Below are 15161 nucleotides of genomic sequence, written 5' to 3'. Positions count from 1 at the left end.
CTTGCAGGGGCACCGAGGCGATCCATTCGCAGCCTCGCTAAAGCTCGACAGCTCCTACAGGGGGAGTGGTAAAGTCGCCGCCATGAAACTGACCCGCCCGGACCGTTCACTCATTGCCTGGACCCTGTATTTTTGCGTCCTGTTCAATGTGTTCGTCTGCGGTTTGGGCCATGGGCAGATGATGGGCCTGGAGCTCAATGGCCTGGGCGGGCAGTTCTGTTCAAGCCTGGGCACCAAGGCGCCGGCCTCGGATGCCGGCCTGGGTAATCCGACGGCCAGCAGCTGGTCGAACTTCTTCGCCTGCCCGGTGTGCTCCGCCGTGACCCTGGGCATCGTCTTCCTGTTTTGCCTGGCCTGGTTGTTGGGCCTGGGGCAAAAGCCGCGCCCGGCCCATGAGCAGCGTAACAAGGCGCCTCCGCGGTATTCCTGGCCCTCGGCCAACCCTCGCGCTTCCCCTGCATTCTGACGTGTGCCTTGGGCTTCCTGTTACCTAGGAGGCGTTCTATCGTCACGAGTGTGAGTGCGTTCCATGAGCTCTATCCTGCCTTCCGGCGCTGCCCGCCTGGTCAGCCAGGCGTCGCGCCGTCCGTCGCGCGGCAACGTGTTGTTGCCGTCTGTCGAATACCCGAGTAACGCCCGTTGTTTCGTCCACCTGGATGCACGGTTGCTGCCGTACTGGCACACCTTGTTCGACATCTGTCCAGGTTTGCTCAAGCTCGACCCACCGGAGGGCTTGAACCTGTTTCGCAGTTTCATGACCTGGGCTTACCGCAACCGTCCCTCCCTGAACTGGACCTACCACGTGAGTGTGTGCCGTTGGTTGCTCGGTTCGGTGTATCGCACGCAGATCGATGAAGAACCCATCGAAGCGTTCATGACGGCGGCGGCAGCCCGCTGGGTCAGCGATGACACCAGCCAGGCGCGGGGGGTGGTCCTGGCCTGGCAAGGTGCGCCGCTACAGGTGGTGGACTGGAAGCCGGGCAGTGGCGGGCCGCTGCAAACGCTGCCACCGTTGCCGTGGGATTTCGGCTGGTGCGCGCTGGATAGCCAGGGCCGGTTCAGCGGGTGGTTGGCGGTGCCTTGAGGTTTTTCCCGATCCACTGGGCAACGTTGGTTACGGCGATCTGCTGTTGGGCATTGAAGGTGACGGCGGGGTCCCAGGCCACGCCGTTGCCTTGGGCGAAGGCCACCCGGTATTTCATCAGATTGTCCTCGGGTGCAGCGGCCAGTTCCGCTTCCAGGTACGGCACCGACCAGCGTTCGCGTTTGAGCGTGAGCCCCAGTTGCGCATCCACGGTATCTGCCAGCTCGCCGTAGGTCAGGGTGTCGCCGGCGGTGTACACCACCTGATTGGTGATCGGCGGCTCGCTGAACAGGATGCGCGCCGTCAGCAGGCCGATGTCCTCAGGCGTGGTGACGGTGACAGCGGTGCCCCAGTCTCCCAGTGCATGCACGGTATTCTGCGCCAGGTCGACGACGCCGAAGGACGGTTCAAACAGGAAGCTGGTGAACATCCCGGTGGAGACAATCACCCATTGCGTGCCCTGTTGGTCACGCAGCAAGTCGCGCACATCAAGCTGTTCGTCCCACAGGTCCTGGGCCGAACCGCGGCCGATCACATCGTAGTCCACGCCGAATTGCCACGGTACATAACGCTTCACGCCGCCTGCGATGACCGCGCGGGTCAGCTTGCGCTGGGTGCCGGGGCCTGCGGCAAAGCCGATGCAACTGATCACGGTGTGATAGTCGGCGAACACCGTTGCCAGTTCGGCCTCGGAGCCGTTTGCCAGGTCACCGGCCAGCAGCTCAATGCCCAGGGCGCGCAGCTCGGTGATTTCCTGCTGTTTGGCGGGGTCGGGGGAGTTCAGTGTGGCGGGGCGCAGCAACACCGTCACAGGCACATTTTGCGGTGCAGCCAGGCGTGACAGTTGGCGCAGTACCGCCAGGCCCAGTTCGCCGGCGCCCAGTACAAGGATCGAAGCAGTCATAGGGTTCTCGGTTCGGTTGAAAGTCATGCCATGCTTGCAGAATTGCCGACGGGGCATAAGAAGGCACACCAGTGATACCGGGAGTAGAAGGTGGACAACGACGAGATCATCAGGCGCTCACAAACCGCCTGCGAAGCCCTTAGCGCCGATGAAGACGGGCTCAAGCGCCAGGTGCTGACCCATGCGGGAAACCGCTGGTCGTTGGGCATCGTGCACCTGCTAGGGGTCAACGGGCGCCTGCGTCACGCCGAGATTGGCCGCCGCATGGACGGCGTTACCCAGCGCGTGCTCACGCGCACGTTGCGCCAGTTGGAGCGCGATGGCCTGGTGTTGCGCCATGACTTTCAGGAGGTGCCACCCAAGGTCGAATACCAGCTGTCGGAGCTGGGCAAACAGCTGCTGGTGAACATGATTCCGTTGTGGACGTGGGTAGTGGAAAACGCCGACGGATTCAGGCGTGCCCGGGAGCAGTTCGATGCTGAGCAGGCGCCGTGATCAGGGTGTGGACTGATCAATTAACAAAGTATTAGCTTGTTTAATTTAGGCGGCGTTACGTATTATCCAAATATGTTCTTGGATATAGGCCCAAGACCTGATTTTCGCTGTCGGCGAACAAGGAGTTTTGGATGAGCGAAGAAGCATGGCTGCCGGGAGGTTCTGCCGGGTTGTTCCTAGGCACGCAGGCTTTGGGTTTGAGTGTCTGGTTGACCCTCGCCGTGGTCAACAACGGGCAGGCTTTTCGCAGCTCGGTCGGTGCGGTGGGCGCGACCATGGCCATGGCGCCACTGCACCAGGCTCCGGCCATCGACATCCCTCTGTTGAGGCGCGCTGTGCGTTCCCCGCGCCTGCATCAATTGGCCCTGCTGATTGTGTTGGCGCTGCAAGTTATCGCGGTAGTGGCGGCATGGACCGGCAGCTACCAGTTGATCCTCGGTGATGGCCTCTCGGCCGCCCGGCCATGGCTCAATCTCGCCCTCAGCGGCTTCTCGGCTTTCGTGTTTGCGATGCTGCTGGGAGGCTTGTGGTTTGGCTACTGGATTCGCCAGGAGGGCTTGCAGCTGACGCACTTGGTGCTGGCGATCTGGGCGCTGCTGGCGTTCGCACTGTTCAACCTGCAATGGGCCTGGCTTCGGCCTGAGGTTTAGGCTGCGATGGACTGCGCAGCAATTGTGAATCCTGAACCGTTGGTGTATCCGGGACACTGCGGCGCTGGAATTGCGGTTGCTGCGCAGCCCATCGCAGCCTCTTTCTTACGGGCGGCGAGGCTGGATGCTGTAGGCGCAGCGTCGATCCCCGGAGATCAAATGCTCGCAGCGTTCCACCACATTCTCATCGCCCAGCGCTGCCTGGAAAATCTGCAACTCCGAGCGGCAAAACCCCTGGCATTTACGGGCGGCCACGCAGATAGGGCAGTGGTTTTCCACCAATAGCCAGCCATTGTCCAGCGGCTCCATCTGCGCCATATACCCGGCGCGCTCGCGAATCTGCACCAGGATCTCGACTTTCTCCTGCAAGCTGGATGCGACGGAGCAAGCCTGGATGTATTCGTGCTTGGCGGTCGCCTCCATGCTGGCGATGACTTTTTCCACGCCTTCGCTGCCAAAAATCCCTTCGATGGACTCGATCAGGTGCAACGTCAACACGCTGTGGGAATCCGGGAATTTGCCCTGGGCGGTTTCGGTCAGCGTCCACTTCAGGGATGGCCGACCGGCACCCGAGATCGGGGCCGACACACCGACAATCAACTCCGCGACCTGCAGCTTCTGGATCTGCTGGCGAGCGGCTTCGGAGGTGATGTCCAGCAGCGCAGCCAGGTCCGTGGTTTTCAAGGGGCCACGGGTCTTGAGCAGGAACAGGATGCGGTCCCCGGTGGATGCCTGGCTGTCGTCGGTGGGTGTGGCGTTCATAGATCGGGAATAACCATGGAAGTGACCGGCTCATTTGACCACAGCACGCATGTTGAGGCACCCCTTGATGCGCCTGAAGGTACGGTTCCAGTTGATTTGTATCGAAAGCATTCTGCTGGCCCATCACGCATTTTTCCCTCGCTACTATCGGCCGCCTGCCAAACCCACGAGGGAAAAGGAATGAGTGAGACCCCCGATAGCCTGATCACACCACCCGAGGGATACAGCGACTGGCTGACTGATCTCAAGGGTAGAATCCACTCCGCCCAGCAGCGCGCCACCCTGGCGGTAAACCGCGAGCTGGTGTTGCTGTACTGGCAAATCGGCCAGGATATTTTGACCCGGCAAGCGCGGCAGGGCTGGGGCACCAAGGTGATTGAGCGACTGGCGCAGGATTTGCGCTCAGCGTTTCCGGAGATGAAGGGTTTTTCGCCGCGCAACCTGAAGTACATGCGGGCATTTGCGGAGGCGTGGCCGGATTCCGAATTTGTGCAACAGGCTGCTGCACAATTGCCTTGGGGCCATAACCTGGTGTTGCTGGACAGGTTGCCCGGCCCCGAAACCCGTCGCTGGTACTTCGCACAGGCCATCGAACACAACTGGTCGCGCAACATCCTGGTGATGCAAATCGAGGGTCGCCTGCTGGAGCGCAGCGGCAATGCGGTCAGCAACTTCGACGGACTGCTGCCCAAAGCCCAATCCGACCTGGCTCGCGAATCACTTAAAGACCCTTACCGTTTCGACTTCCTGGGCCTGACCCTTGACGCGCAGGAGCGTGAAATCGAAAACGCCCTGGTCAAACATGTCACCGATTTTTTGCTGGAGCTGGGCGCCGGTTTTGCCTTCGTGGGACGGCAAGTATTGCTGGACGTAGGGGGCGAGGAGTTTTTCGTCGACCTGCTGTTTTATCACCTCAAGCTGAGGTGCTATGTGGTGATCGAACTCAAGGCCGGTAAATTCAAACCCGACCATCTGGGGCAGTTGGGTTTTTACCTCGCGGCGGTAGACGCCCAGCTCAAGCACCCGCAAGACAGCCCCACCATCGGCCTGCTGCTGTGCAAGAGCAAGAACGAAGTAGTGGCCGAATACGCTCTGCGTGACAGCTCCCGTCCTATTGGGGTTGCCGAGTATCAGCTGGTGGAATCCCTGCCGGAAGAGCTGCAAACCAGCCTGCCCAGCATCGAACAGATTGAGCGCGAGCTGGCAAGTGATCGCCCCTCCATGGCAAGTGCTTCGTAGCACAGTGCCGACAGGCTGGACATTGGCAGGCGCGTCGGCACAATAAGCGCCTTGAAAGGAACTCACCCAAGGAAAGCAATGGCCCGCCGTATTAATTCTGCCTACCCAATGTTGTTGCTCGCTGGCGCGCTGATGGGCGCAGGGATGCCTGCCAGTGGCGCGTCCTTCGATTGTAAAAAGGCCGCTACACCGGTGGAAAAGGCGATTTGCGCCAATCCCGAACTAAGCGAACTCGACAGCACGTTGGGCCTTTATTACAGCCAGGCAATGGCCAAATTGGCACCTGACCAGCGTGATGAACTGCGCCGTGGCCAGCGCACCTGGCTGCAGGCTCGCAACGCATGTGCCGGTGACCCGGGCTCGCTCCCAAGCTGCCTGCAATCCCAACTGAGCCATAGAGTGGTTGAGGTAGGCACGATCACCCACAAGGATACGGCGGCCCTTGACGCAATTATCGCCAGTATTCCTTACCATCCGGCCCAAGCAACAGAAGGGCTCAGACGTTACCCGATGAACGATCTGGCCGCTGCATGGCTGGTCTACCTGCAGCGTTTTGAGCCTGGCAGTGGCGTTACGAAGAATGAGGCCGAGGAGAATCGCAAGCAGGTCCTCGTTGCGCTCAAGGAAGACAGTTTTCCGTGGTCGATTTGGCAGGACCTGCAAAACGATCCCGCCGTCAGTCGTGACCGGGTGATGTTGACCTTGCTGCGCATGATGATTGAACGTCAGCAGTATGAGTTGTTCGCCGATCAGCGCCCGTATGTGCACTGCTTTGTCTTCAGCCGGCAGGGTGAGGTTGCGTATGAGTCGTTCGGGTCGTTGTACGGCTCCACCCGCGACAGCTTTGCGCCGATCTGTGCCCCCCAAGGTGATCTGTTTTCACAGCCGGCGTGGAAGCGGCTGGACGATAGTTTGACCGAGCCTTTGTCCACGGCCTCGCAGAACGAGGGCACGATCCGCTTTGCCAGCTATGCCGACTGGAGCGCTCTTTCGCTCAAGGCCACCGCGTCACCTCGGCTGTTTCTCCAGCCAGGCGCCGCAGGGAAGGGTCAGGATCCTGAATTAACCCTGCGTAACTGGGGCGCCGATAAGCAGTGGCCCGCCAAGCAACGCCAGCAGGCGCTGGCGGCCATCGAGCCGGCGCGCCAAGCGACGAGCACCTGGCTGCAGCGCGAGCGCGGCTTCACTGCAGTTGATGCCCGGCAAGCGTCCCGGGAAATCGTTCGGCAGTGGTTAAATCTGCGCCTGGACTTTATCGGTGGTCCAAGCGAGCTCTAGTTACTCAACTTCCCGATGCAGGCGCGGTTTTCTTGCCGTTCTTGCTGGCCGGGTGCTGGGTCGAGGAGCCTTTGTGGCGCGTGCTCTTCACGCTTTTTGACGGCGCGGGCGCTTTGGTTTCAGTGTCCTTGCTGCCACTGCTGTCGGCCCCTGATGGGCTGCTGGGGTAGGTGCCCGGCGGCAGTGCCGAGCCTGGGACACTGTTGCCGCTCAAGGCGGGCGTCTCGGGTGCGGTGTTGTCGCCGAAGGCTGCGTAGGCAGGGGCATACAGTACGAGCGTCAAGCTGGCGGCAAGTACGATCCTTTGGGAAATGCTGGTCTTCATGACTCAATCCCTCTTGGCGATGGGGACCGAAGCCCGGAACACATCCAGGCTTCGGCGACGCCTCAATCAAGACTTCTTGGAGCCTGGAGCGTGGCTATGAGCCCCGCCTTTTTTGCCCGCTTCAGAAGCCTTTTCGCGGTCATTGGCGAAGTTGCCGCCTGAACCCTGGCCGCCGCTTTTACGGTTTGTGTCTTGCTGGTCCTTGTGACCAGCACCTGGTGTGGTTTTTCCGCTATTAGCCATTTTGAAAACCCTCAATGATGAGCGAATCAATGGTGTTGCCTAATTGGGAATCCTCCAGCCAAATCAAAGTTTGAAATAGTTTCCAGGCATGCGACGAATGGGCATCAAGCGGCCATTGGCTTCGCGCCGGGTGCTTTCTTGTGCGCGGCTTTCATCGCTTCCATCTCCGCGCCAAGCTCTTCAAGCAAGGCCTTGCCCAACAGCTTTCTGGCCTGTGGGAACATCTCGCTTTCCTCTTCCTCGATATGGTGCTCCAACAGTTCCTTGACGACTTTCACGCGACCGGAAAACTCGGTGGTGGAGGGCGAAGTCTGCTTCAGGTCTGGCAGGACGAGGGAGTCGACGGTGCGATGTTCTTCCTTGGCTTCGTGGTACATGATTTCCTGATCCTTGCCCCCTGCCTTGCGAAAAGCCGGGTAGAGGATTTCTTCCTCAAGGCGGGTGTGAAGGCTGATTTCCATTTCCAGCTTGGCCAGGAGCTCAGTGCGCTTCTTTACGCCGCGCTCGGTCGATTCACTGAGTTGGTTGAGGATGGCTTTGACGCGTTCGTGGTCGGCCTTGAGAAGATCAATGGCATTCATGGGTGACACCTCACGGGTAGCGAAAGGGCGGGTCGAATTGCCCGCCTGTGCAGACCTCTACAGCATGAGTTGTACCAAGTTGAACTGAATATTTATTCGCTTATAAATCAATAGCTTATATCGCATAAATATCGGTCCTGATCGTGCAGGTTGCACGGTCAGGTGGCGGCTGGCATGCATTAAACAATGCCTAGCCGCCGCTGACTTTCCAGTGCTTGATGTCGTCGGCAAACACGATCTGCTCGACCTCATGGGCAATTCCGTAGGCCAATGATTCGTGGGCGGCAATCACTTTTTCTTCTGCCGACAGGCACTTGAAGATGTCCAGGTGAGTTTCCGCCGTGGCGGTTTCCAGTTCATAGATTTTCACGTAGCGCGCCAGGTCGTTGTCCAGGCTCGAAAGGTACTCCCGCAGGCGCTGGTGATCGACGGAGTTCTGGCTGAAGTACCAGTTCATCGGGTGGATCAAAAAGCGTGAGTGGGGCGTGGTGATGCGGCGCCCGGCCGCCAGGAACATGATGATGCCCATGGACTCGATATTGCCCGCATTGATCGCACACAGCGGCACCGGCAGCGATTTGAGAAAGGTGTAGAGGGTAAAGCCGAAATTGGTGCTGCCACCGGTGGTCGACAGGTTCAACAGCAACGAGCTGGCACCTTGCTCGATCGCCTCCAGGCAACAATCACGAAAGCGCTCGGTGGTGCCCTGATCGATCTGGCAGTGAAAGTGGATGATGTGCTCGGTCATCCTGGGCCTCCGTGGGGTGAGAGGTGACGTGCAGTTGAGTCTAGAAGGTTCCGGCGCATATGCCGCAACCGTTGGGCGAGAGCCATCCGTTGCAATTTTAATGAACCCTCGGGCGTGTTGCTTGACCTAACGCATACGACCTCAGGAGGATGAATCATGCAAATCGAATATGTCTGGATTGGCTTGGCGGTGATTCTGGTGCTGCTGGAACTGTGGGCGATCAATAGCGTGCTGCGCAGTGGCAGTGGCTGGGAAACCAAGGGTTTATGGTTGGTGGTACTGATCTTCATGCCGCTGTTGGGGCTGATCCTCTGGGCGCTGTTTGGGCCCAAGGGTGTGAACCGCGCGACACACGCCGCTGAGCACGGCAAAAGCTAAGACAGAATCGAACAAAAACAGGCGCCCAAGGGCGCCTGTTTGCGTTGGATGGCGTCAGGCCGCCACTGTTTTGGCAATCGCCTCGTTGAACGCCGGCAAATCATCAGGCGTGCGTGAGGTGATCAACGTCCAGCCATTGGCCGGGCATTCTTTCACCTGCGTATCCACCCAGTTGGCTGCGCCGGCATTGACCAGGTCGGTGCGCACGCTTTTGTAGGAGGTGAGGGTCTTGCCTTCGATCACGCCGGCATCGATCAGGGCCCAAGGGCCGTGGCAGATGGCGGCTACGGTTTTACCGGCCTTGACGAAATCATTGATCAGCCGCAAGGCATCGGCATCCTGACGCAGGGTGTCAGCGTTGACGGTGCCGCCGGGGATGACCAATGCATCAAAATCACTGCCGTGCAGATCCGAAAGCTTGGCATCGGACTCCACTGTCCTGTCTTTCTCGGTGTCCTGGAGAAAGGTCTGGGTGCTGCCACCTTTGCTCGAGCCGTGGGTTACCGTGGCGCCAAAACCGCGCAGGGCTTCCAGCGGCTTGAGCAATTCGTCGCGCTCGATGCCAGTGTTGGAGGTGATGATCAGAATCTTCTTGCCGTGCAATTGCGAACTCATGGTCGAGTGTCTCCTGAGTGGGTAGAGAATTAATTGGCGTGCTGGGACTGTTGGGCGGGTGCCCGAGCAAAAGGTTTAAATTAATTTGCGCTTATTTCTCCGGGCCGCAGCCCACGCAATTTCCTTGAACTATCAAAAAACCATGGGCTCTGCTGCATAACGGTTCCGCGCTGGAGCCTGACCTTTGAATAGCAGGAGAACTTCCATGGGCACTGAAAAAACCGCCGACAAAACCCCCGACGCAATCAGCTCCGAACAGGCGCAGAAAGGTCGCCAGGTGGACGACCAGGACAGCGCTTTACAGCGCCCCAACCCCAAGACTGAAACCGTTGATAAGGTGATCACGCCGACATCCATCAAGGACACACAACGGCAAACCGACCAGATCAACGAGCAAGCCGCCAAGGCCGAACGCAAGTTGGGAAAGTGAATAACGGAGGCAGCCATGGGCCGATCCATCAGCGCCGGTGAGCTGGGTATTGAACTCAGGCCTGGCGATGACAACGCGTTATTCAAGTGGTTTATCGCCAGCTTCTTGATGGGCAAGCGCATTCAGGCGCAGATCGCGGCCCAGGCCTATCAGGTGATTGTGGTGAAGCATGGCGGGGACACCCCGCGCAAATTGCAGCACTGCACCTCCCGCGAGTTGGTGGCCATGCTCGGCGAGGCGCATTACGTGCGTTACGACGAAAGCACTGCGCAGCGCCTGCTGGACCTCAGTAGCAAGTTGAACGCAGAGTACGCGGGCAAGATCAGCCAGATACAGGATGCCAGTGCCGACCGTGAGGAGTTTGAGAAGCGCTTGAACGCGTTCGAGGGCGTCGGGCCGAAGACGGTGGAGATTTTCATGAGGGATGCAGCGTCGGTGTTGTTCTGATGCCGATTTTTCTGGGGTGTGCCGGCTGGAGCCTGCCTCGTGAGCAATGGCCACGATTCCCCCCGCACGGCACCCATCTGCAGCGTTATGCGTCGTGCTTGAATGCGGTTGAAATCAACAGCTCCTTCTACCGTCCCCATCGCCCGCAAACCTATGAGCGATGGGCCCAATCGGTGCCGCCCGGCTTTGGTTTTTCGGTCAAGGTGCCTCGGCTTATATCCCATGAATTACGTCTGCATGACTGTGGTACGGCATTGGATGAATTCCTTTCACCGTGCCTGCAGTTGGGCGATCGCCTGGGCTGCTTGCTGGTGCAATTACCGCCTTCATTGAACTATGAGGCAGCCGTCGCTGCCGGTTTCTTCACGGCCTTGCGCCAACGCTTCGCCGGCAATGTGGTGCTGGAGCCGCGGCATGCCAGTTGGGTGCATGCCGAAGGCATGTTGCAGGAGTACCGAATAGGCCGGGTGGCTGCCGACCCACCGGTAATCGCTGAAGGTGACGTACCGAAAGGCTGGCAAGGCGTGCGTTATTGGCGCCTGCACGGTTCGCCGCGTATCTATCACAGCGCCTACGAAATGGATCGACTGCAGGCCTTGTGCGCGGCCGTGCAAAGGTCATCAGCCGAGGGGGTTCCCACCTGGTGCATCTTTGACAACACCGCCAGTGGCCATGCGGTTGCGGATGCCCTTAGCCTTCAAGCGTTGCTTGGTAATAGGCATGAATGTGGTCAATGATCTGGGTTGACGCCTCGCTGATCGCCGCACGGGTATTGCCTGCGATATGCGGCGTGAGTATCGCGTTGGCAATGCCAGTCAACGGCGATTCGAACTGATCTTTTTCCCGGGCAAAGGTATCGATGGCGACGCCCTTGATGTGGCCGGGAAAGCGCGTCATGAAGCTTGCCAGTTGGCCCTCGTCGACGATGCCGCCACGGGCTGTATTGATCAGGATCGAACCCGGTTTCATCCGCGTGAACGCTGTGTTGTCGAACAAACCTTTGGTCTGTGCGGTGAGCGGCGTATGGATGGATACGACGTCGGCCTCATCCAGCAATTCGCCAAGTGTGGCGCGCCATTGCAGGCCCAGGTTGGAGGCGGCCTGTCGGGTGAGTCGCTCGGAGCCGGTGGCAATCACTTGCATGCCCAGGGCGCGGGCCTTATGGGCGAGCGCCTGGGCGATTCTGCCCGTGCCCACCAGTCCCAACGTCAACTCGGCGATTTGCAGCGTGGGCGCAAGCAGGCCCTTTGACCACTGGCCTTGATGAGTTTTAGCGTTGTAGAGATTGAGGTCCCGAGACAGAAACAGCGTTTGTGCCAGCACATATTCAGCCACTGCCGTTGCGTTGGACCCCGGGGTATTGAGTACGGTCACGCCACGCTCGGCGGTGGCCTGCAAGTCGATATGGTTTAGCCCGACGCCGGCCTGGGCGATCGCCTGTAACGGGCTGCTTAGATCAGGCGAAGCTGCAGCGTTGATCAGTGCCGTGCCCAAGGGAATGTTCAAGCGGGTCTTGAGTACGCTGTAGCCACCGGCGTTTACCACCGCGCTGATCAGCGAAGGTGTGTCGTGGCAGTTGATATCCACGAACTGAATACGCCCGGCGTAACGGGATTTGATGCTGTCCTGGTCGGTGAAGTAGTGCAGGTTGAGGGTGATTTCCAGGCCGTATGCCAGGCATCGTTCGATCTCATCATGGAGCAGGGGAGGGTTGGGGGCATCCAGGATCAGCACGGGAAACGCCATGGGAATATTCCTCTGCAAAGGCTACCGGGGGCCGCTATGGGGGAGCTTGTCAGGCATCCACTTGCATCACCTCCAGCCCCAGGCATTCATAAGCCTCGACGCTGCCCGGCGGCACATGCCACTCGGTAATCAGGGTATGAATGCGGCTGCACGGTGCCACCACAAATGGCTCCACGGCGCCCAGTTTGTCGGCCAGGGTGACGGCCACCACGTGGGAGGCGCTGTCGAGCATAGCCTGTTTTACCGCCACCTCCTCAAAGTGCAGCGAGCTGATGCCGACCTGTGGATGCAGGGCGCACACGCCCGTGAACAGCAGGTCGGCCTTGATGCCCTGGATCAGCCGCAACGCTTCGTGCCCACTGGCCGCCATGGTCACCGGGTTGAGTTGGCCACCGGCGAGGATCACCGTCACATTGGGGTGTTCGGACAACGCGATGGCAATCATCGGTGAGTGGGTGACGGCAGTCAGCTTGATGAAATGCGGCAAGGACTGAGCGATTTGCAGGGTGGTGGTCCCGGAGTCGAACAGCACGATCTGGCCGTCTTCCACACGGTCGGCGGCGAGTTGCGCCAGGTGGCGTTTGGTCGCGGTGGTCTCGCCGAAACGCGTGAAGAAGTCCTTGCCGGTGTCCTTGGGCCGCGGCAGTGCACCACCATGCACGCGTTGCAGCAGGCCGGCAGAGGCGAGTTCGCCAAGGTCGCGGCGAATGGTGTCCTGGGAAACAGCGAAATGTTCCACCAGTTCCGAGGCGGTAACTTTGCCGTCGCGCTCCAGCAGCAACAGGATTTTCTGTTTACGCAGGGAGGGCAGGTCGACGGCGGCATGGTTGTTATGCATGTTTGTGCTCGTTAATGCGTGTTTATGCGAGATTAATCAGCATTTGGCGCAAACGCAATGGGTGGTTGCTCTGACGACGTCCTGCAAGATGTGCTGAACGGCCTGACGAAACCGCGCTGGACCATGGGCATGCTCGGTGCCCGGCACCAGGGTTTTGATTCGCGAGAGTGCGCAGGAGATTTTGCTGCCGGGAAGCTTTCCAACAGGGCATTGCTGAGAAAAAAAATCGTAAAAAAGTAAAAAGAGTTGTCCACGAAAACCGTGGGTATCTCTGTGGATAACTTCCCTTGAGCCCGGCGGGTATGGCGATTTAACCTGCGGTTAATATTTGATCAGTCGCTGTTTATGGCCAGTATGGGCAGGCTTTTCGCCTTGACAGGCACCGGCGAAACCGGTGCCGAAATGCAGATTTACGAGTTGTTCGGGCGCCCTGTGGAGGGGCCGGCCACCTGAGTTGGACGCTTCGATTGCATCAGGCTGTCCAAGGCCTGGCGATAGGTGCGCCCAGCCAGCCGCATGCTGTCGTTATGGGTGGCACCGGGTACCAGCAACAGGTGTTTGGGCTCTTGTGCCGCGTCAAACAGTTGCTGGCTGAAACGCGGTGGCACAAAGGCGTCGGCGAGTCCGTGAACCACCAGCAGCGGCATGTGGATATCGGCGATCTTGTCGATCGAATCAAACTTCTGCGAGAGCAACCAGCGCACCGGCAGCGAAGTCTTTGCCACCGCCGTGGCGACGTCCGCCAGTGACGTGAACGTGGACTCAATCACCAGCCCGCGCACCGGCGGCGGCACATGATTATCCGCTGCCTGTTTGCCTAGTTCCGCCGCGAGGTCGATGGCCACGGCGCCACCCAGGGAGTGCCCGTAGATCAACCGCTTGGCGGGGTCGGGTTGCAGCACCTGGAAGCGCTCCCAGGCGATGCGCGCGTCTTCGTACACGCTGGTTTCCGAAGGCAGGTCGCCCTGGCTCTGGCCGAAGCCGCGATAGTCGATAGCCAGTACAGAGAAGCCCAGGGCCCGCAGTTGCTCGATGCGAAACAGCTGACCGGTGAGGTTCCAGCGCACGCCGTGCAGATAGAGAATCGCCGGCGCGTCCTTCTGTGCAGCGGGCCACCACCAGCCATGAATGTTTTGCCCTGACTTGAAACTCAAAGGTTTCAGGTCGAATTCCTGCACATCACGCGGCAACCCGCTGTACCAGCTGGCAGTGCCCGGCTCGACGCGAAACAGCAGTTCGCGCTCCTTGTGTTGCAGCACCGCACACCCCACTGGCAGGCCGATGATCAAGACGGCCATGCACAGCAGGGGAAACCAGCGCAGGCCGAGGCGGGACAGCAAACGTGAAGACATGAAGGTTCCAGGACAGGGGTGAAGCACGGTTTTTAACAGATGCCTTGGCCCCGCAGGAAATATTTAGACAGTCGTCACCGGGCATTGCTTGCAAAGTATTACAGCGTTCCTTCCAGTACTGAGAAGAAGTGCCCGGGTAATGGGGAAGGATTGTCGGTGCTCCAATTGAGATAGAGCCCGATGGTGGAGGGCGAGGCGCAGAGGGGAAGAAACACCACCTTGTCACTGCTGATGGAGAGGGCAATCGACTCTGGGACCAGTGCCACGCCGAACCCGCATGCCACCAGGCCGATCAGCGTATGCAATTGATCGGCTTCCTGGACCACGCGCGGATAGAAGCCTGCGGCCTCGCACAAATCGATCAACTGGTGGTGATAACCACTGCCCAATACCTGGGGGGTGAACACGAAGTCTGCGCCCGCAAAATCCCTAAGCTCGATAACGGCATTCCCGGCATCGGGATGGTCCACGGGCAGTGCCATCAGGATAGGTTCGTCGAGCAGCAGCCGGGACTCGATGTTATCCGCCTGACCCGGCAGATAGCGCAAAAAGGCGATATCTGCATCTCCACTTATCAGGGCTTTGGCCTGGCTGGCAGAGGGCATTTCCTTGATCACCAGCTGTACCTTGGGAAACGCCAGGCGAAACTGCTTGAGGGTGTCGAGCAGCCAGGGATAACCGGCGATCGAGACCGAGGTGATGGTGAGTGTGCCGGCGACGCCTTGGGACACCTGCCGGGCGTGCTCGACACCTTGCTGCAATTGCCCGAGCACGGAGTAAGCCGTCTGAAGAAACGCCGCCCCGGCCGGCAGCAGCTGCACTCCGCGCCGGTCCCGCTGCAGCAGGGCAAACCCCAACTTCTGCTCCAGGCGATTGATCGCCTGGCTCAACGCCGGCTGCGCCATATGCAGGCGCAGCGCGGCCTTGTGAAAGTGCAGCTCTTCGGCAACGGCAATGAACTGGCGCATCAGGCGGGTTTCGATCATCTCGGCTGTTCCTTCAGGTGAATGGCCCTGCATGGCCTGATACGCGGCGGGTATCAATAT

The 15161-nt window shown here is 59.6% G+C and carries 20 protein-coding genes and 1 pseudogene; 10 read left to right on the top strand and 11 right to left on the bottom strand.

Translation table 11 applies throughout. The annotated features are described in order from the left end of the window. Window positions 1-82: 82 nt before the first annotated feature. Both ACA046_RS18935 and ACA046_RS18930 read left to right on the top strand, forming a co-directional pair. The gene (locus tag ACA046_RS18935; RefSeq protein WP_076017104.1) at window positions 83-466 is read left to right on the top strand and encodes a DUF2946 domain-containing protein; all 384 of its coding nucleotides are present in this window, start codon (window positions 83-85) and stop codon (window positions 464-466) included. Between the two features lie 63 nt (window positions 467-529). After that, entirely contained in the window at window positions 530-1084 is a 555-nt protein-coding gene (locus tag ACA046_RS18930; protein ID WP_459021535.1) for a putative natural product biosynthesis protein, read from the top strand. Here ACA046_RS18930 and ACA046_RS18925 read toward each other — a convergent pair. Continuing rightward, complete coding sequence (locus ACA046_RS18925; RefSeq protein ID WP_497674688.1) at window positions 1059-1988, bottom strand: aromatic alcohol reductase; 930 nt, start codon at window positions 1986-1988, stop codon at window positions 1059-1061. The two genes, ACA046_RS18930 and ACA046_RS18925, sit on opposite strands and share 26 nt — an antisense overlap. Before the next feature lie 90 nt (window positions 1989-2078). Between ACA046_RS18925 and ACA046_RS18920 the strand changes: the two genes are divergently transcribed. Next, entirely contained in the window at window positions 2079-2483 is a 405-nt protein-coding gene (locus ACA046_RS18920; protein WP_497674687.1) for a winged helix-turn-helix transcriptional regulator, read from the top strand. A gap of 131 nt (window positions 2484-2614) precedes the next feature. Beyond that, a complete protein-coding gene (locus tag ACA046_RS18915) occupies window positions 2615-3133 on the top strand; it encodes a DUF2165 family protein (protein WP_497674686.1) in 519 nt (172 codons plus the stop codon). A 105-nt stretch (window positions 3134-3238) separates the two neighbouring features. On the opposite strand, the gene ACA046_RS18910 is transcribed toward ACA046_RS18915, so the two are convergent. Beyond that, window positions 3239-3895 (bottom strand): helix-turn-helix transcriptional regulator, encoded by a 657-nt coding sequence (locus tag ACA046_RS18910; protein WP_167663138.1) that lies wholly within the window; start codon window positions 3893-3895, stop codon window positions 3239-3241. A 180-nt stretch (window positions 3896-4075) separates the two neighbouring features. Here ACA046_RS18910 and ACA046_RS18905 point away from each other — a divergent pair, with 180 nt between their 5' ends. Both ACA046_RS18905 and ACA046_RS18900 read left to right on the top strand, forming a co-directional pair. Then, window positions 4076-5134: a PDDEXK nuclease domain-containing protein gene (locus tag ACA046_RS18905; RefSeq protein WP_497674685.1), complete on the top strand. Its 1059-nt coding sequence runs from the start codon at window positions 4076-4078 to the stop codon at window positions 5132-5134. A 78-nt stretch (window positions 5135-5212) separates the two neighbouring features. Further along, entirely contained in the window at window positions 5213-6412 is a 1200-nt protein-coding gene (locus ACA046_RS18900; RefSeq protein WP_459021525.1) for a lysozyme inhibitor LprI family protein, read from the top strand. 4 nt (window positions 6413-6416) lie between these two features. Here the strand turns inward: ACA046_RS18900 and ACA046_RS18895 are convergent, their stop codons facing one another. The 4 genes and pseudogenes from ACA046_RS18895 to ACA046_RS18880 all read right to left on the bottom strand — a co-directional run bounded on the left by ACA046_RS18895 (window position 6417) and on the right by ACA046_RS18880 (window position 8309). Beyond that, window positions 6417-6737 (bottom strand): hypothetical protein, encoded by a 321-nt coding sequence (locus ACA046_RS18895; protein ID WP_497674684.1) that lies wholly within the window; start codon window positions 6735-6737, stop codon window positions 6417-6419. 66 nt (window positions 6738-6803) lie between these two features. Continuing rightward, window positions 6804-6917 (bottom strand): annotated as a pseudogene (locus ACA046_RS18890) (con-10 family general stress protein); the annotation flags it as partial. A gap of 167 nt (window positions 6918-7084) precedes the next feature. Next, a complete protein-coding gene (locus tag ACA046_RS18885) occupies window positions 7085-7561 on the bottom strand; it encodes a PA2171 family ribosome-binding persister protein (RefSeq protein ID WP_008435010.1) in 477 nt (158 codons plus the stop codon). Between the two features lie 190 nt (window positions 7562-7751). Then, window positions 7752-8309: an ATP-dependent Clp protease proteolytic subunit gene (locus tag ACA046_RS18880; protein WP_497674683.1), complete on the bottom strand. Its 558-nt coding sequence runs from the start codon at window positions 8307-8309 to the stop codon at window positions 7752-7754. Between the two features lie 156 nt (window positions 8310-8465). On the opposite strand from ACA046_RS18880, the gene ACA046_RS18875 reads away from it, so the two are divergent. Further along, window positions 8466-8687: a PLD nuclease N-terminal domain-containing protein gene (locus ACA046_RS18875; RefSeq protein WP_063030824.1), complete on the top strand. Its 222-nt coding sequence runs from the start codon at window positions 8466-8468 to the stop codon at window positions 8685-8687. Between the two features lie 54 nt (window positions 8688-8741). Here the strand turns inward: ACA046_RS18875 and ACA046_RS18870 are convergent, their stop codons facing one another. Next, window positions 8742-9302 carry a type 1 glutamine amidotransferase domain-containing protein gene (locus tag ACA046_RS18870; protein ID WP_459021520.1) on the bottom strand — a complete coding sequence of 187 codons (561 nt, stop codon included), beginning with the start codon at window positions 9300-9302 and terminating at the stop codon, window positions 8742-8744. Between the two features lie 205 nt (window positions 9303-9507). Between ACA046_RS18870 and ACA046_RS18865 the strand changes: the two genes are divergently transcribed. From ACA046_RS18865 to ACA046_RS18855, 3 genes are read left to right on the top strand one after another with little or no spacing between them, the layout of a single operon-like run. Next, on the top strand, window positions 9508-9732 hold the full coding sequence (locus ACA046_RS18865) for a hypothetical protein (protein WP_497674682.1): 225 nt from the start codon (window positions 9508-9510) through the stop codon (window positions 9730-9732). A 15-nt stretch (window positions 9733-9747) separates the two neighbouring features. Then, entirely contained in the window at window positions 9748-10179 is a 432-nt protein-coding gene (locus ACA046_RS18860; protein WP_497674681.1) for a DNA methylase, read from the top strand. Beyond that, entirely contained in the window at window positions 10179-10916 is a 738-nt protein-coding gene (locus tag ACA046_RS18855; protein WP_497674680.1) for a DUF72 domain-containing protein, read from the top strand. Before ACA046_RS18860 ends, ACA046_RS18855 begins: the two co-directional genes overlap by 1 nt. Here ACA046_RS18855 and ACA046_RS18850 read toward each other — a convergent pair. The 4 genes from ACA046_RS18850 to ACA046_RS18835 all read right to left on the bottom strand — a co-directional run bounded on the left by ACA046_RS18850 (window position 10870) and on the right by ACA046_RS18835 (window position 15101). Beyond that, window positions 10870-11925 (bottom strand): NAD(P)-dependent oxidoreductase, encoded by a 1056-nt coding sequence (locus ACA046_RS18850; RefSeq protein ID WP_497674679.1) that lies wholly within the window; start codon window positions 11923-11925, stop codon window positions 10870-10872. The genes ACA046_RS18855 and ACA046_RS18850 overlap by 47 nt on opposite strands. A 49-nt stretch (window positions 11926-11974) precedes the next feature. Beyond that, window positions 11975-12763, bottom strand: coding sequence for a DeoR/GlpR family DNA-binding transcription regulator (locus ACA046_RS18845; protein ID WP_459021510.1), 789 nt, complete (start codon window positions 12761-12763; stop codon window positions 11975-11977). Between the two features lie 410 nt (window positions 12764-13173). Further along, window positions 13174-14115, bottom strand: coding sequence for an alpha/beta hydrolase (locus ACA046_RS18840; protein WP_497674678.1), 942 nt, complete (start codon window positions 14113-14115; stop codon window positions 13174-13176). Between the two features lie 98 nt (window positions 14116-14213). Further along, window positions 14214-15101, bottom strand: coding sequence for a LysR family transcriptional regulator (locus tag ACA046_RS18835; protein ID WP_459021508.1), 888 nt, complete (start codon window positions 15099-15101; stop codon window positions 14214-14216). Between the last annotated feature and the right edge of the window lie 60 nt (window positions 15102-15161).

It is taken from the genome of Pseudomonas sp. LBUM1641, assembly GCF_059716235.1.
The sequence above is the reverse complement of the archived record's forward strand: the minus strand, read 5'-3'. Positions and strand labels throughout refer to the sequence as shown.

Coding starts and splice junctions, on each gene's coding strand:
- ACA046_RS18935 (WP_076017104.1), top strand. CDS start 83: ATGAAACTGACCCGCCCGGACCGTTCACTCATTGCCTGGACCCTGTAT.
- ACA046_RS18930 (WP_459021535.1), top strand. CDS start 530: ATGAGCTCTATCCTGCCTTCCGGCGCTGCCCGCCTGGTCAGCCAGGCG.
- ACA046_RS18925 (WP_497674688.1), bottom strand. CDS start 1,988: ATGACTGCTTCGATCCTTGTACTGGGCGCCGGCGAACTGGGCCTGGCG.
- ACA046_RS18915 (WP_497674686.1), top strand. CDS start 2,615: ATGAGCGAAGAAGCATGGCTGCCGGGAGGTTCTGCCGGGTTGTTCCTA.
- ACA046_RS18910 (WP_167663138.1), bottom strand. CDS start 3,895: ATGAACGCCACACCCACCGACGACAGCCAGGCATCCACCGGGGACCGC.
- ACA046_RS18905 (WP_497674685.1), top strand. CDS start 4,076: ATGAGTGAGACCCCCGATAGCCTGATCACACCACCCGAGGGATACAGC.
- ACA046_RS18900 (WP_459021525.1), top strand. CDS start 5,213: ATGGCCCGCCGTATTAATTCTGCCTACCCAATGTTGTTGCTCGCTGGC.
- ACA046_RS18895 (WP_497674684.1), bottom strand. CDS start 6,737: ATGAAGACCAGCATTTCCCAAAGGATCGTACTTGCCGCCAGCTTGACG.
- ACA046_RS18885 (WP_008435010.1), bottom strand. CDS start 7,561: ATGAATGCCATTGATCTTCTCAAGGCCGACCACGAACGCGTCAAAGCC.
- ACA046_RS18880 (WP_497674683.1), bottom strand. CDS start 8,309: ATGACCGAGCACATCATCCACTTTCACTGCCAGATCGATCAGGGCACC.
- ACA046_RS18875 (WP_063030824.1), top strand. CDS start 8,466: ATGCAAATCGAATATGTCTGGATTGGCTTGGCGGTGATTCTGGTGCTG.
- ACA046_RS18870 (WP_459021520.1), bottom strand. CDS start 9,302: ATGAGTTCGCAATTGCACGGCAAGAAGATTCTGATCATCACCTCCAAC.
- ACA046_RS18865 (WP_497674682.1), top strand. CDS start 9,508: ATGGGCACTGAAAAAACCGCCGACAAAACCCCCGACGCAATCAGCTCC.
- ACA046_RS18860 (WP_497674681.1), top strand. CDS start 9,748: ATGGGCCGATCCATCAGCGCCGGTGAGCTGGGTATTGAACTCAGGCCT.
- ACA046_RS18855 (WP_497674680.1), top strand. CDS start 10,179: ATGCCGATTTTTCTGGGGTGTGCCGGCTGGAGCCTGCCTCGTGAGCAA.
- ACA046_RS18850 (WP_497674679.1), bottom strand. CDS start 11,925: ATGGCGTTTCCCGTGCTGATCCTGGATGCCCCCAACCCTCCCCTGCTC.
- ACA046_RS18845 (WP_459021510.1), bottom strand. CDS start 12,763: ATGCATAACAACCATGCCGCCGTCGACCTGCCCTCCCTGCGTAAACAG.
- ACA046_RS18840 (WP_497674678.1), bottom strand. CDS start 14,115: ATGTCTTCACGTTTGCTGTCCCGCCTCGGCCTGCGCTGGTTTCCCCTG.
- ACA046_RS18835 (WP_459021508.1), bottom strand. CDS start 15,101: ATGATCGAAACCCGCCTGATGCGCCAGTTCATTGCCGTTGCCGAAGAG.